This is a genomic window from Streptomyces sp. NPDC107581, from assembly GCF_055657175.1.
The window spans coordinates 237,807-251,587 of record NZ_JBVKBH010000016.1 but is presented as its reverse complement, the minus strand read 5'-3'; the positions used below and the strand labels follow the sequence as shown (position 1 = coordinate 251,587).

Genomic DNA, 13,781 nt, shown 5'->3' with positions numbered 1-13,781 from the left:
CATGTGGCGCGACTCCAAGATCCTGGAGATCGGCGAGGGCACCAGCGAGGTCCAGCGGATGCTGATCGCCCGGGAGTTGGGACTGGCCGGCTGAGTCCCGCCGCTCGCCCGCTCAACCGGACGGCGTGAGCGGGGACCACATGCCGAGCCACTGCTCGGCGCCCCAGGCCTCGAACCGCTCCACCTCGGTGAACCCCAGCTTCGCCGCGAGACGCATCGAGCCGACGTTGGCGGTCTGCGTGGCGAGCACCACCGGCTCGCCGGGGAGCACGCCGGCGAGCCAGCCGAGTGCCGCCGCGCACGCCTCGGCGGCGTACCCGAATCCCCACGCCCGCGGCAGGAACAGGTAGCCGAGTTCGGCCTTGCCCACGGCAGCCGGGCGATGGCGCCCCGTCGCTCTCCTGAGCAGGATCTGGCCGATCATCGACCCGTCGAGCTCCACGACGAAGCTCCCGGGCCACCGCTCGGGCGCCCCGGGCATCTCGCGCTCGAGCTCGTCGCGCGGCCGGGGGCCGCCGAGGTACGTGTGCACCTCCGCGGAGGCGAGCAGCTCGATGAACGCCGCCCGGTCCCGGGTCTCGGACTCACGGAGCACAAGCCTCTCGGTCCTGACCGGCTCGGGCGGCCAGGCCACGGGCCCCAGATCTTCCATCCGCGCACGCTAACAGGCGGCCCATCCAGCCGAACAGGAAACATTTGACTCCACCTGCGTCCGAACCCCACACAGCACCTGGGGAGTTACCGGTGGCGCGTATGGCGGGCTCAGGACAACGAGGAATGCGGGTGCCAGGTGACGCGTGCGGGTGCGCCACCGCTCCGTGCGGGTGGCTTCCGCATCATTGCGGGGTCTTGGCCCCGCGCCGCCCCCCACTGCCGTAGCATCGCTGTGGGCCTCCCCACCTGCTCCTCCGTCAACGTGCGGATCACCAGGCGCAGTTGGCCCCCTCGGGAGGAGAGATGAAGCATCGCGGCAGACACCGCCGACGCAGACGGGGCGCGGCCCTGCGCGCGGTCCTGGCCGGGACCGCGCTGGCCCTCACCGCAGCCGCCACCATGATCAGCGCTTCGCAGGCCCAGGTCACCGAGAACCCCGGCGCACTGAAGCCGTTGACCTCTCCGGCGGACACCGGCCCGCTGCGGCTCCAGGAACACCTGGTGCCCGCCCGCACGCTGGACCGCCTCGCCGCCTCCATGGGCCGCCCGGTCGGCGTGGACGCCGTACTGCAGGACACCGACCACTCCCTGCGCGACGGCGCCGGCTGCACCGCGGACGACCGCGCGACCCTGCCGGTCACCCCGGCCGCCGCCCGCGCCTACTGCTGGGACCGTTCCGACGCCGGGGGCACCGCATGGCGGCCGGCCTCGGTGACCACCTCCGGCGACGCCGACGACGACGGCGCCCGGGGCGCCCACCGGGTGATCCTCGCCGGCTGGACCCACAGCACCACCACCGGACCCGCCGCCGAGCGGGGCCTGGCCAGGGTCGCCTTCGTCGACGCCGACGGCCCCGGCCTCCCCGCGTACCGCTGGGTGCTCCTGGTGGTGCCCGTGGACGGCGGCCGCGACTACCGCGGCCTGTCCTCCCGCGTCTCCGGCATGGTCCGGTACCGGAACAAGCTGCTGGTCACCACCAGGACCGGCAGCGCCGACGCGCTCTACGTCTACGACCTCGACCGCATTCAGCGCACCACGGCGGACGGCCCCGCGATCGGGCGGGTGCCCGGCGGCTGGTCCGCCGACGGCTACCGGTACGTGATGCCCGCCGTCGGCTCCTACCGTTTCTCCGCCGGACGCTGCACCACCTCCGGGCCGCCCTGCCCCGGCGCCCTCGCCCTCGACCGCACCACGGCACCCGACAGCCTCGTGGCCGGCGAGTGGACCGCCCCCGGCAGCGACCGGCACGCCCGGCTGTGGCGGTACGCCTTCAGTACGGACCCCGCGCGCAGCGGCCTGCTCGCCACGGACGCCGCCGGGCGCGCCGACGCCGTCGAGGCCTACCGGACCCGGGCGACCGGGATCCGCGGGGTACTGTCCTACCGTCGGCCCGGACACGACCGTGCGTCCTGGTATGTGGGACGACTGTCCAGCTCCGCGGACGGCCATGGCGGGCTGTGGCGGCAGGACACGAAGGGCGCGACGGTGACGCGCTGCGGCTCGGACGCCTCGCACAGCTGCTGGGCCACGGCCGCGGGCTCCCTGTCCTACGGGCAGGAGACGGGCGAGGTGTGGTCCCTGTCGGACCGGATGCTGTTCGCGGTACCTCTGACCGCGCTGGACCAGTCACTGGGCTGACGGCCCGGCCGTGGCACCGGTCCACGCACCCCCATCGTGACCCGGACGATCGACAGACGGCCGGGCAGGATGATTCCCTGGCCCGCATGAGCACCGTCCCCGTCACCACCTGGTCCCTGGAACAGACCTCACCGGCCGACCTCGCGCCGGCCGCCGCCCCCGAGGGCGATGTGCGGATCGTCCGTGCCGAGGTCCACTCCCCCGAGTTCAGCCGCTTTCTGTACGCCTCGGTCGGCGGCGACATCCACTGGACCGACCGTCTCGGCTGGAGCTACACCCGGTGGCTGGAGCACCTGGACCGTCCGGGTGTGGAGACGTGGGTGGCGTACGACCGCGGCACCCCGGCCGGCTACGTCGAGCTGGACCCGCAGGACGACGGCGTGGTCGAGATCGTCTACTTCGGTCTGATATCCGTCTTCCGCGGCCGCCGGATCGGCGGCCACCTGCTGTCGTACGGCACCGCCCGCGCCTGGGACCTGGCCGAGCGGTGGCCCGAGCGGACGCCGACGAAGCGGGTGTGGCTGCACACCTGCAGCAAGGACGGCGAGTTCGCGATGGACAACTACCGGCGGCGGGGCTTCAGGCTGTTCGGCACGAAGGTGGAGCTGGAGCCGGACACGGCGACGCCGGGCCCCTGGCCGGAGGCGTGACCCACAACACTCCGTCTCAACATTCAGAATAGTTACGTCCAGATGGTGGACGATGGTGGACTGGCCAGAGATCCGCGTGACACGCTTCCGTCATGTCTGGAACTGGAATTGCCTTGGTGAGTCGGCGGCACGTCGACCTCGGCCGCATGTCCAGCGCCATCTGTCCGGTGAGCTGACCGCCCCCAGCACCGCCGACATCCCCCGTACCTGATCTTCTGCTGCGCTAGCACGCGCGCATGCCTCCATGCGCGCGTACGCGCAGGTCAGAGCCGACTTCCGCCTGTCCGAAGGACGTACAACCATGGCCGCCACCCCGCAGGATCCCGCCGCGTCCACGCCCCGCCGCAAGGTGAGCCGTCACCGCGGTGAGGGTCAGTGGGCCGTAGGTCACTTCACCCCGCTGAACGGCAACGAACAGTTCAAGAAGGACGACGACGGTCTCAATGTGCGGACACGCATTGAGACGATCTACTCCAAGCGCGGCTTCGACTCGATCGACCCCAACGATCTGCGCGGCCGGATGCGCTGGTGGGGGCTGTACACCCAGCGCCGGCCCGGGATCGACGGCGGCAAGACCGCCATCCTGGAGCCGGAAGAGCTGGACGACGAGTACTTCATGCTGCGGGTGCGCATCGACGGCGGGCGGCTGTCGACGGAGCAGCTGAGGGTGATCGGCGAGATCTCGCAGGAGTTCGCCCGCGGCACCGCGGACATCACCGACCGGCAGAACATCCAGCTGCACTGGATCCGGATCGAGGACGTGCCCACGATCTGGAACCGGCTGGAGGAGGTCGGCCTGTCCACCACCGAGGCCTGCGGCGACACGCCCCGGGTGATCCTCGGCTCCCCGGTCGCCGGCATCGCGGAGGACGAGATCATCGACGGCACCCCGGCCGTCGACGAGATCCACCGCCGGATCGTCGGCAACAAGGCGTTCTCGAACCTGCCCCGCAAGTTCAAGTCCGCCGTCTCCGGCTCGCCGCTGCTGGACGTGGCCCACGAGATCAACGACGTCGCGTTCGTCGGCGTCGTCCACCCCGAACACGGCCCCGGCTTCGACCTGTGGGTCGGCGGCGGCCTGTCCACCAACCCGAAGATCGGCGTCCGGCTCGGCGCCTGGGTCCCGCTGGACGAGGTCCCGGACGTCTACGAGGGTGTCATCTCGATCTTCCGGGACTACGGCTACCGGCGGCTGCGCACACGTGCCCGGCTGAAGTTCCTGGTCGCCGACTGGGGCGCGGAGAAGTTCCGCCAGGTGCTGGAGGACGAGTACCTGGAGCGGAAGCTCATCGACGGCCCGGCGCCCGCACAGCCGGTGGAGCGCTGGCGCGACCACGTGGGTGTGCACCGGCAGAAGGACGGCCGGTTCTACGTCGGTTTCGCGCCGCGCGTCGGACGGGTCGACGGCACGCTGCTGGCCAAGATCGCCGATGTCGCCGAGGCGCACGGCTCGGGCCGGGTGCGCACCACCGTCGAGCAGAAGATGATCGTGCTCGATGTCGAGGAGGCGCAGGTCGAGTCCCTGGTGGCGGGGCTGGAGTCGCTGGACCTCACGGTCAGCCCGTCCCCGTTCCGGCGCGGCACGATGGCCTGCACCGGCATCGAGTTCTGCAAGCTCGCGATCGTGGAGACCAAGGCGCGCGGCATCTCGCTGATCGACGAGCTGGAGCGCCGCATCCCGGACTTCGACGAGCCGATCACCATCAACATCAACGGCTGCCCGAACGCCTGCGCCCGTATCCAGGTGGCGGACATCGGTCTCAAGGGCCAGCTGGTCGTCGACGACCGGGGCGAGCAGGTCGAGGGCTTCCAGGTGCACCTGGGCGGCGCCCTCGGCCTGGAGGCGGGCTTCGGCCGCAAGGTCCGCGGTCTGAAGGTCACCTCGGACGAGCTGCCCGACTACGTCGAGCGGGTCCTCAAGCGCTACCAGGCCGAGCGCGAGGACGGCGAGCGGTTCGCCACGTGGGCCGCGCGCGCCAGCGAGGAGTCCCTCTCATGAGCGAGCGGGCCGCACCTTTCTACTGCCCCTACTGCGGCGACGAGGACCTGCGTCCCAGTGAGCAGGGCCACGGCGCCTGGGAATGCGGGGCGTGCAACCGCGCATTCCAGCTGAAGTTCCTCGGGCTGCTCGCCCGGGGTGTTCAGCGAGCCGACAACGGAGGGGACGACCGGATATGACGACGGCTCAGGAAGAACGCACGAACGAGGAGTTGAAGCAGCTCGCCGAGGAGGCGGGCCGTGACCTGGAGGGCGCCTCCGCGCTGGAGATCCTCCAGTGGGCGGTGGACACCTTCGGCAGGCAGTTCTGCGTCACCTCCTCCATGGAGGACGCCGTGGTCGCCCATCTCGCCTCGCGCGTGCTCAAGGGCGTGGACGTCGTTTTCCTGGACACCGGCTACCACTTCCCGGAGACCATCGGCACCCGGGACGCCGTCGAGGCCGTGATGGACGTCAACGTCATCACCCTCACGCCGAAGCAGACGGTCGCCGAGCAGGACGCCCAGTACGGCCCTCAGCTGCACGACCGCGACCCCGACCTGTGCTGCAGGCTGCGCAAGGTCCAGCCGCTGGAAGAAGGGCTGAAGGGCTACCGGGCATGGGCGACCGGCCTGCGCCGCGACGAGTCCCCGACCCGGGCGAACACCCCGGTCGTCGGCTGGGACGAGAAGCGGCAGAAGGTCAAGATCTCCCCGATCGCCCGCTGGACCCAGGACGACGTGGACGCCTACGTCGCCGAACACGGCGTGCTCACCAACCCGCTGCTGATGGACGGCTACGCCTCCGTCGGCTGCGCGCCGTGCACCCGCCGGGTCCTGGAGGGCGAGGACGCGCGCGCCGGCCGCTGGGCGGGCCGCGCCAAGACCGAGTGCGGGCTGCACGGATGACGACCTTCGACAAGCAGGAGAACCACGTGACCACCGGAGCCACCGTCTGGCTCACGGGTCTGCCGAGTGCCGGCAAGACCACCATCGCCCATGAACTGGCCGGCCTGCTGCGCGCCGGCGGCCGGCGCGTCGAGGTGCTCGACGGCGACGAGATCCGCGAGTTCCTCTCGGCCGGCCTCGGCTTCTCCCGCGAGGACCGGCACACCAACGTGCAGCGCATCGGCTTCGTCGCCGAACTGCTGGCCCGCAACGGCGTCACGGCGCTGGTCCCGGTGATCGCGCCCTACGCGGACAGCCGGGACGCGGTGCGCAAGCGGCACCGGCAGAACGAGACGGCGTACCTCGAGGTGCACGTGGCCACCCCGGTCGAGGTGTGCTCCGTGCGCGATGTGAAGGGCCTGTACGCCAAGCAGGCCGCGGGCGAGCTGACGGGCCTGACCGGGGTCGACGACCCCTACGAGGAGCCCGAGTCGCCGGATCTGCGGATCGAGTCCCAGAACCAGACGGTGCAGGAGTCCGCGGCGTCGCTGTACGCCGTGCTCAGCGAAAGGGGACTGGCATGACGACCGTCGCTTCCGTGCAGGGAGACCACGAGGACACGTCCAGCCCGTACGCCCTCTCGCACCTGGACGCGCTGGAGTCCGAGGCGGTGCACATCTTCCGCGAGGTGGCGGGCGAGTTCGAGAACCCGGTGATCCTGTTCTCCGGGGGCAAGGACTCCATCGTCATGCTGCACCTCGCGCTGAAGGCGTTCGCCCCGGCCGCGGTCCCCTTCTCGCTGCTCCACGTGGACACCGGACACAACTTCCCCGAGGTGCTGGAGTACCGGGACCGTGCGGTGGCCGCACATGGCCTGCGCCTCCATGTGGCCTCGGTGCAGGACTACATCGACCGGGGCGTGCTCAAGGAGCGTGCGGACGGCACTCGTAACCCGCTGCAGACGCTGCCGCTGACGGAGAAGATCCAGAGCGAGAAGTTCGACGCGGTCTTCGGCGGCGGCCGGCGCGACGAGGAGAAGGCCCGCGCCAAGGAGCGGGTGTTCTCGCTGCGGGACGAGTTCTCCCAGTGGGACCCGCGCCGCCAGCGGCCCGAGCTGTGGAACCTGTACAACGGCCGGCACGCCCCGGGCGAGCACGTCCGGGTCTTCCCGCTGTCCAACTGGACCGAGCTGGACGTGTGGCAGTACATCGCCCGCGAGGGCATCGAGCTGCCCCAGATCTACTTCGCGCACGAGCGCGAGGTGTTCCAGCGGGCCGGCATGTGGCTGACGGCGGGTGAGTGGGGCGGTCCGAAGGAGAGCGAGACCGTCGTGAAGCGCCTGGTCCGCTACCGGACCGTGGGCGACATGTCCTGCACGGGTGCCGTCGACTCCGACGCGACCACGCTGGACGCCGTCATCGCCGAGATCGCCGCCTCCCGGCTGACCGAGCGCGGTGCGACCCGCGCCGACGACAAGCTCTCCGAGGCCGCGATGGAAGACCGCAAGCGCGAGGGGTACTTCTAAGCATGAGCACGACCACCACCGAGGCGCTCTCGGCCACCACCCTGCTGCGGTTCGCCACCGCCGGCTCCGTGGACGACGGCAAGTCCACGCTCGTCGGACGGCTGCTGCACGACTCCAAGTCGGTCCTCACCGACCAGCTGGAGGCCGTGGAGCGGGCGTCCGCGAGCCGCGGCCAGGACGGACCCGACCTCGCGCTGCTCACCGACGGCCTGCGTGCCGAGCGCGAGCAGGGCATCACGATCGACGTGGCGTACCGCTACTTCGCCACCCCCCGCCGCCGGTTCATCCTCGCCGACACGCCGGGCCATGTGCAGTACACCCGCAACATGGTGACGGGTGCCTCCACGGCCGAGCTGACCGTGGTCCTGGTCGACGCACGCAACGGCGTGGTCGAGCAGACCCGCCGGCACGCGGCGATCGCCGCGCTGCTGCGGGTGCCGCACGTGGTCCTCGCCGTCAACAAGATGGACCTCGTCGACTACCAGGAGTCCGTCTTCGCCGCGATCGCCGAGGAGTTCACGGCGTACGCGACCGAGCTGGGCGTCCCCGAGGTCACCGCGATCCCGATCTCGGCGCTCGCCGGCGACAACGTGGTGGAGCCGTCCGCGACCATGGACTGGTACGGCGGCCCCACCGTCCTGGAACACCTGGAGACCGTCCCGGTCAGCCACGACCTGGCGCACTGCCACGCCCGGCTGCCCGTGCAGTACGTGATCCGGCCGCAGACCGCCGAGCACCCGGACTACCGGGGCTACGCGGGCCAGATCGCGGCCGGTACGTTCCGGGTCGGCGAGCCGGTCACGGTCCTGCCGTCCGGCCGTACGACGACGGTCTCCGGCATCGACCTGCTCGGTGAGCCGGTCGAGGTGGCCTGGACGACGCAGTCGGTGACGGTGCAGCTGGCGGACGACATCGACGTCTCGCGCGGCGACCTGATCGTGCCGACGAAGGACGCGCCGGCCACCACGCAGGACGTGGAGGCGACCGTCTGCCACGTCGCCGACCAGCCGCTGACCGTCGGGCACCGGGTGCTGCTCAAGCACGGCACCCGCACGGTCAAGGCGATCGTCAAGGACATCCCGTCCCGTCTCACCCTCGACGACCTGTCCCTGCACCCGCACCCGGGACAGCTCGTCGCCAACGACATCGGCCGGGTCAAGATCCGCACCGCGGAGCCGCTGCCGCTGGACTCGTACGCCGACTCGCGCCGCACCGGCTCCTTCATCCTGATCGACCCGGGCGACGGAACCACGCTGACCGCGGGCATGGTCGGCGAGTCGTTCGCGGCCCCCGAGCCGGTCAAGGACGAGACCGAAGAAGACGGCTGGGACTTCTGACCATGAACCCGAACGACGTCTACTCGACGTTCGCGAAGGAGGGCGGCCGCGTCGGCAGCGGCGCCCTCGGCAGCGGGCAGGGTGGGGTGGCGCGATGTGCGCGCTGACGTACGCGCACTGCCTGCGCGCCCCGGCCCCCCACCCGACGTCCCGGAAGCGACGAAGACCTGCCGACCTCCCGGCCACGACCTGAAAGACCGTGACCGCCGGGCCAACGAGAGGAACGCCTCCCGTGCCTGCCAACCGCTCGTCCCTGCTTCGCAGCGGCATAGCCGCCCTCGCCGCACTCCCCCTGCTCACGCTCGCCGCCTGCAGCTACGGGTCCGAGTCCAAGAACGACACCTCCGAGGCGAAGATCGCCGCCGGAGCCAAGAAGATCGACGGCCTGGACTCCGTCAAGATCGGGTACTTCGGGAACCTCACCCACGGAACCGCGCTGGTCGGCAACCAGAAGGGCTTCTTCCAGAAGGAGCTGGGCGCCACCAAGGCCGACTACCAGATCTTCAACGCGGGTCCCTCCGAGATCGAGGCGCTGAACTCCGGGTCCATCGACATCGGCTGGATCGGTCCCTCTCCCGCGGTCAACGGCTACACCAAGTCCGACGGCAAGAACCTGCGCATCATCGGCGGTTCGGCGTCCGGCGGCGTGAAGCTGGTCGTGAACCCGAAGAAGATCACGTCCCTGAGGGACGTCAAGGGCAAGAAGATCGCGACGCCCCAGCTCGGCAACACGCAGGACGTGGCGTTCCTCGACTGGGTGGCCGAGCAGGGCTGGAAGGTCGACGCCGAGAGCGGCAAGGGTGACGTGTCCGTCGTCCGCACGGACAACAAGGTGACCCCGGACGCCTTCAAGTCCGGTTCCGTCGACGGCGCCTGGGTGCCGGAGCCGACCGCGTCCAAGCTGGTCGCCGAGGGCGGCAGGGTGCTGCTGGACGAGTCCACGCTGTGGCCTGACAAGAAGTTCGTCATCACGAACATCATCGTGCGCCAGAACTTCCTGAAGGAGCACCCGAAGGCCGTCGAGGCGGTGCTGAAGGCGTCGGTCGAGACCAACAAGTGGATCAACGCCAACCCCGACGAGGCGAAGGCCGCCGCGAACAGGCAGCTGGCGTCCGACTCGGGCAAGGCCCTGCCCGCCGATGTCCTGGATCCGGCGTGGAAGTCCATCCGGTTCACCGACGACCCGCTGGCCGCGACTCTCGACACCGAGGCTCAGCACGCCGTCAAGGCGGGCCTGCTGGAGAACCCGAAGCTGGACGGCATCTATGACCTCACGCTCCTGAACAAGGTCCTCACGGCCGAAGGAAAGAACACCGTCGGCGACGCCGGACTCGGCGTCAAGTAAGCCCCCTAGCCGGAGAGTTCCCAGGAGGTGACGACCATGTCCACGACTTTCGCCAAGGCGGCCGAGACCGTCGAGCACGCGGCACGCCTTGAGCACGTCTCGAAGTCCTTCGCGGGACCGGCCGGGCAGCAGCTCGTACTGGACGACATCAGTCTCGATGTCGCCCCGGGCGAGTTCGTCACCCTCCTGGGGGCCTCGGGCTGCGGCAAGTCGACCCTGCTGAACCTGGTGGCGGGGCTCGACGAGCCCACCGCCGGCAACATCACGACCCACGGGCGTCCGGCTCTGATGTTCCAGGAGCACGCCCTGTTCCCGTGGCTGACCGCGGGCAAGAACATCGAACTCGCCCTGAAGCTGGGAGGGGTTCCCAAGAGCGAGCGGCGCGAGCGGGCCGAACGGCTGCTCGAACTGGTCCGGCTGCAGGGCTCGTACGGCAAGCGGGTGCACGAGCTGTCCGGCGGCATGCGCCAGCGCGTGGCCATGGCCCGGGCGCTGGCCCAGGACAGCCGGCTGCTGCTGATGGACGAGCCGTTCGCGGCACTGGACGCGATCACCCGTGACCTGCTGCACGACGAGCTGACCCGGATCTGGGAGGAGACGGGCGTGTCGGTCCTCTTCGTCACGCACAACGTGCGCGAGGCGGTACGGCTCGCACAGCGGGTCGTGCTGCTGTCCTCCCGGCCCGGCCGGGTGGCCCGCGAGTGGCGGGTGGAGATTCCGCAGCCGCGGCGCATCGAGGACGCGCCGGTCGCCGAACTGTCCTTGGAGATCACCGAAGTCCTGCGTGGGGAGATCCGCCGTCATGGCCAGCACTGAGACGAAGACCGCCGCGGACGCGGGGAGCGTCGAGGCGGGCCTGGACGCCCTGGAGGCCGGTGCCACCGGCGGCCGGGCCTCGTTCCGGCAGACCTTCGCCAACAAGATCCTGCCGCCGGTCGTCGCCACCGTGGTGGTGCTGGCGGTGTGGCAGGCCCTGCTCTCCTTCAAGATCGTCGACGATCCGACCAAGCTGCCGTCCCCCGCCGACGTGGGCAGCGAGTTCAAGAGGGCCTGGCTCGAGGGCACGCTGCTCGACTACATCTGGACCAGCGTCTCGCGCGGTCTGCTGGGCTTCCTGTTCGCGCTGGCCATCGGCACCCCGCTGGGCCTGCTGGTGGCCCGGGTGAAGTTCGTGCGCGCCGCCATCGGCCCGGTCCTGTCCGGCCTGCAGTCGCTGCCGTCGGTGGCGTGGGTGCCGCCGGCGGTGATCTGGCTGGGCCTGAACAACTCGATGATGTACGCGGTGATCCTGCTCGGCGCGGTCCCGTCCATCGCCAACGGCCTGGTCTCCGGCATCGACCAGGTGCCGCCGCTGTACCTGCGGGCGGGCCGCACGATGGGCGCGACCGGCCTGAAGGGCGCCTGGCACATCGTGCTGCCGGCCGCGCTGCCGGGCTATCTCGCCGGTCTGAAGCAGGGCTGGGCCTTCTCCTGGCGCTCGCTGATGGCCGCGGAGATCATCGCCTCCTCGCCGGACCTGGGCATCGGCCTGGGCGCGCTGCTGGAGAACGGCCGCAACGCCAGCTCCATGTCCATGGTGTTCGAGGCGATCTTCCTGATCCTGTTCGTCGGCATCGCCATCGACCTGCTGATCTTCAGTCCGCTGGAGCGGTGGGTGCTGCGCAGCCGCGGGCTGCTGGTGAAGAGCTGAGCACGACCATGCGCCATCCGGTCCGCCCCGTCCTCGTAGTGATCGCCCACGGCAGCCGTGACCCGCGGCACGCGGCGACCGTGCACGCCCTCGTGGAGCGGGTGCGGTCGCAGCGGCCGGGGCTGCGCGTGGAGACCGGCTTCCTGGACTTCAACATCCCGTCCGTGCACGGGGTGCTGGAGTCGCTGGCGGCGGAGGGCGTACGGGAGGTCGTGGCCCTGCCGCTGCTGCTGACCCGCGCCTTCCACGCCAAGGCCGACATCCCGGCCGTCCTGCGGGACGCGCCGCCGCGGCTGCGGATCCGGCAGGCGGACGTGCTCGGGCCGTCCCCACTGCTGCTGTCGACGCTGGAACGGCGGCTGTACGAGGCGGGTCTGACGCCCGCCGACAAGTCCTCGACCGGGGTCGTGCTGGCCTCGGCGGGGTCCTCCGACCCGGAGGCGATCGCAGTGATCGCCGACATCGCGCGGGAGTGGTGGCACACCGGTTGGTGCGCCGTGCGACCTGCGTTCGCCTCCGCATCTCTGCCCCGCACCGAGGACGCCGTGCGGGAGTTGCGCGCCCTCGGCTGTGAGCGGGTCGCCGTGGCACCGTACGTGCTGGCCCCCGGCTTCCTGCCGGACCGCATCGCGCGCGGCGCGGCAGACGCGGACGTCCTGGCGGACGTCCTGGGCCCGGCGCCCGAGGTGGCGCGGGTACTGCTGGAGCGCTACGACGAGACCCGCCGGCCGCTGCGCGCGGCGCTCGGCGCCTAGCCCGTCATCCCGTCCGGTGAGTCTGCCGTGGCACCCGGGGTGCAGGCGCTGCCGGTGACCGTGGGGAAGCGGTCGGACCTGCGTCCGTAGCGGTCGCGTACGGACGACCGTCGCCGCCGGGCGGGCGCAGCCGTAGCCGTTGTCTGCGCGGAGCCTGCCCGGTCGTCGCCGAAGCCGCCTTCCGCACCGTGCCCGTCTTCCGCGCCGAGCCCGTCTTCCGCACCGTGTCCGCCGTCCGACCGCACGCCACGGGTGCCGAGTTCGCGCCCGGACCGGTTCCACCGGACGCCGTACGAACCGTCGGGGCCAAGGATGAAGACAGCGGCTGCGCGAACGTGACTGCGTGCTCGCCCACACCCCTGCCCTGCTCCACTCGGTGAACCGCCGGTGGGCCGCAGATCGCTGCGCAATCACCTCCAGAGGTCCACCGACAACTCCCCAGAGGGCTCGCCGACACCTTGCTCCAGAGGTCCGCCGACAACTTTTCCTTGCTTGACAAATTTTTTTGTCGGTCTGATCCTGGGACGGTGCTGGGCGCCCGCACCGTCGGCGCATCCCTCCCACCCATCGGTTCGGCACACCGCACAAGACACCGAGGACAGACCCATGCGTACTCTGATCAGCACCGCCTTCATCTCCCTCGACGGCGTGATGGAGGCGCCGGGCGGCGAGCCCGGATACCGCAACTCCGGCTGGACCTTCAAGGAGGTCGAGTTCGTCCCCGAAGCGTTCGAGATCAAGGGGCGCGAGCAGGAGGAGGCCACCGCCGTCCTCATGGGCAGGACCAGCTACGCGGCGTTCAGCCCCGTGTGGCCCGACATGCAGGAGTTCGCGCACTACCGGACGATGCCGAAGTACGTCGTCTCCACCACCCTCACCGACGACGACCTCGTCGCGAACTGGGGCCGTACGACGATCCTGCGCTCGGTCGACGACGTCGCCGAGCTCAAGGAGACCGAAGGCGGCCCGATCATCCTCCACGGCAGCGCCACCCTGAACCACGCCCTCTCCGACGCGGGCCTCATCGACCGCTACCACCTGCTGGTCTACCCGCTGCTTCTCGGCGCCGGCAAGCGCCTGTTCAGCACCACCGACAAGGACACCCAGAAGCTCAAGCCGGTCGAGCACGACGTCTACTCCAACGGCCTTCAGAAGCAGGTCTTCGACGTCGTCCACTGACGTACCCGCCGGCGCCACCATGGCCTGGAGCCGGCCTGACCGCCTGGAGCCCGTTTGACCGCCTGGCCGCCTGACCGCCTGACCGCCTGCCCTCCTGGAGCACCCTCGGCCGCCTGGAGCCGGCGTGGCCGCCGGGCAGGTCCC

At 70.7% G+C, this 13,781-nt stretch carries 16 protein-coding genes; 15 read left to right on the top strand and 1 reads right to left on the bottom strand.

The genetic code is table 11. The annotated features are described in order from the left end of the window. On the top strand, window positions 1-94 hold a 94-nt coding region (locus ACZ7P3_RS33990), incomplete at its 5' end, for an acyl-CoA dehydrogenase family protein (protein WP_472087574.1). Between the two features lie 18 nt (window positions 95-112). On the opposite strand, the gene ACZ7P3_RS33985 is transcribed toward ACZ7P3_RS33990, so the two are convergent. After that, a complete protein-coding gene (locus ACZ7P3_RS33985; protein ID WP_472087560.1) occupies window positions 113-652 on the bottom strand; it encodes a GNAT family N-acetyltransferase in 540 nt (179 codons plus the stop codon). A gap of 305 nt (window positions 653-957) precedes the next feature. On the opposite strand from ACZ7P3_RS33985, the gene ACZ7P3_RS33980 reads away from it, so the two are divergent. From ACZ7P3_RS33980 to ACZ7P3_RS33915, 14 genes are all read left to right on the top strand, one after another. Continuing rightward, window positions 958-2,292 carry a hypothetical protein gene (locus ACZ7P3_RS33980; RefSeq protein ID WP_472087558.1) on the top strand — a complete coding sequence of 445 codons (1,335 nt, stop codon included), beginning with the start codon at window positions 958-960 and terminating at the stop codon, window positions 2,290-2,292. An 86-nt stretch (window positions 2,293-2,378) separates the two neighbouring features. Beyond that, window positions 2,379-2,942, top strand: a complete 564-nt coding sequence (locus ACZ7P3_RS33975) for a GNAT family N-acetyltransferase (RefSeq protein WP_472087556.1) — start codon at window positions 2,379-2,381, stop codon at window positions 2,940-2,942. Window positions 2,943-3,034: 92 nt separating this feature from the next. Further along, a complete protein-coding gene (locus ACZ7P3_RS33970) occupies window positions 3,035-3,118 on the top strand; it encodes a putative leader peptide (protein ID WP_309474722.1) in 84 nt (27 codons plus the stop codon). A gap of 125 nt (window positions 3,119-3,243) precedes the next feature. Then, entirely contained in the window at window positions 3,244-4,941 is a 1,698-nt protein-coding gene (locus ACZ7P3_RS33965) for a nitrite/sulfite reductase (protein WP_472087555.1), read from the top strand. Continuing rightward, window positions 4,938-5,120 (top strand): hypothetical protein, encoded by a 183-nt coding sequence (locus ACZ7P3_RS33960; RefSeq protein WP_472087553.1) that lies wholly within the window; start codon window positions 4,938-4,940, stop codon window positions 5,118-5,120. Before ACZ7P3_RS33965 ends, ACZ7P3_RS33960 begins: the two co-directional genes overlap by 4 nt. Then, the gene (locus tag ACZ7P3_RS33955) at window positions 5,117-5,827 is read left to right on the top strand and encodes a phosphoadenylyl-sulfate reductase (RefSeq protein ID WP_472087551.1); all 711 of its coding nucleotides are present in this window, start codon (window positions 5,117-5,119) and stop codon (window positions 5,825-5,827) included. The genes ACZ7P3_RS33960 and ACZ7P3_RS33955 overlap by 4 nt, the downstream gene beginning before the upstream one ends. 26 nt (window positions 5,828-5,853) lie before the next feature. Continuing rightward, entirely contained in the window at window positions 5,854-6,390 is a 537-nt protein-coding gene (gene cysC / locus ACZ7P3_RS33950; RefSeq protein ID WP_472087573.1) for an adenylyl-sulfate kinase, read from the top strand. Beyond that, window positions 6,387-7,331, top strand: a complete 945-nt coding sequence (gene cysD / locus ACZ7P3_RS33945) for a sulfate adenylyltransferase subunit CysD (protein ID WP_472087550.1) — start codon at window positions 6,387-6,389, stop codon at window positions 7,329-7,331. Before cysC ends, cysD begins: the two co-directional genes overlap by 4 nt. A 2-nt stretch (window positions 7,332-7,333) precedes the next feature. After that, complete coding sequence (locus ACZ7P3_RS33940; RefSeq protein WP_472087548.1) at window positions 7,334-8,668, top strand: sulfate adenylyltransferase subunit 1; 1,335 nt, start codon at window positions 7,334-7,336, stop codon at window positions 8,666-8,668. A gap of 232 nt (window positions 8,669-8,900) precedes the next feature. Beyond that, window positions 8,901-10,013 (top strand): aliphatic sulfonate ABC transporter substrate-binding protein, encoded by a 1,113-nt coding sequence (locus ACZ7P3_RS33935; protein WP_472087546.1) that lies wholly within the window; start codon window positions 8,901-8,903, stop codon window positions 10,011-10,013. A gap of 36 nt (window positions 10,014-10,049) precedes the next feature. Next, complete coding sequence (locus ACZ7P3_RS33930; RefSeq protein WP_472087544.1) at window positions 10,050-10,829, top strand: ABC transporter ATP-binding protein; 780 nt, start codon at window positions 10,050-10,052, stop codon at window positions 10,827-10,829. Then, window positions 10,816-11,703, top strand: coding sequence for an ABC transporter permease (locus ACZ7P3_RS33925; protein ID WP_472087542.1), 888 nt, complete (start codon window positions 10,816-10,818; stop codon window positions 11,701-11,703). The genes ACZ7P3_RS33930 and ACZ7P3_RS33925 overlap by 14 nt, the downstream gene beginning before the upstream one ends. 8 nt (window positions 11,704-11,711) lie before the next feature. Further along, entirely contained in the window at window positions 11,712-12,458 is a 747-nt protein-coding gene (locus tag ACZ7P3_RS33920; protein WP_472087541.1) for a sirohydrochlorin chelatase, read from the top strand. Between the two features lie 606 nt (window positions 12,459-13,064). Further along, entirely contained in the window at window positions 13,065-13,637 is a 573-nt protein-coding gene (locus tag ACZ7P3_RS33915) for a dihydrofolate reductase family protein (protein ID WP_472087539.1), read from the top strand. Window positions 13,638-13,781 lie beyond the last annotated feature (144 nt).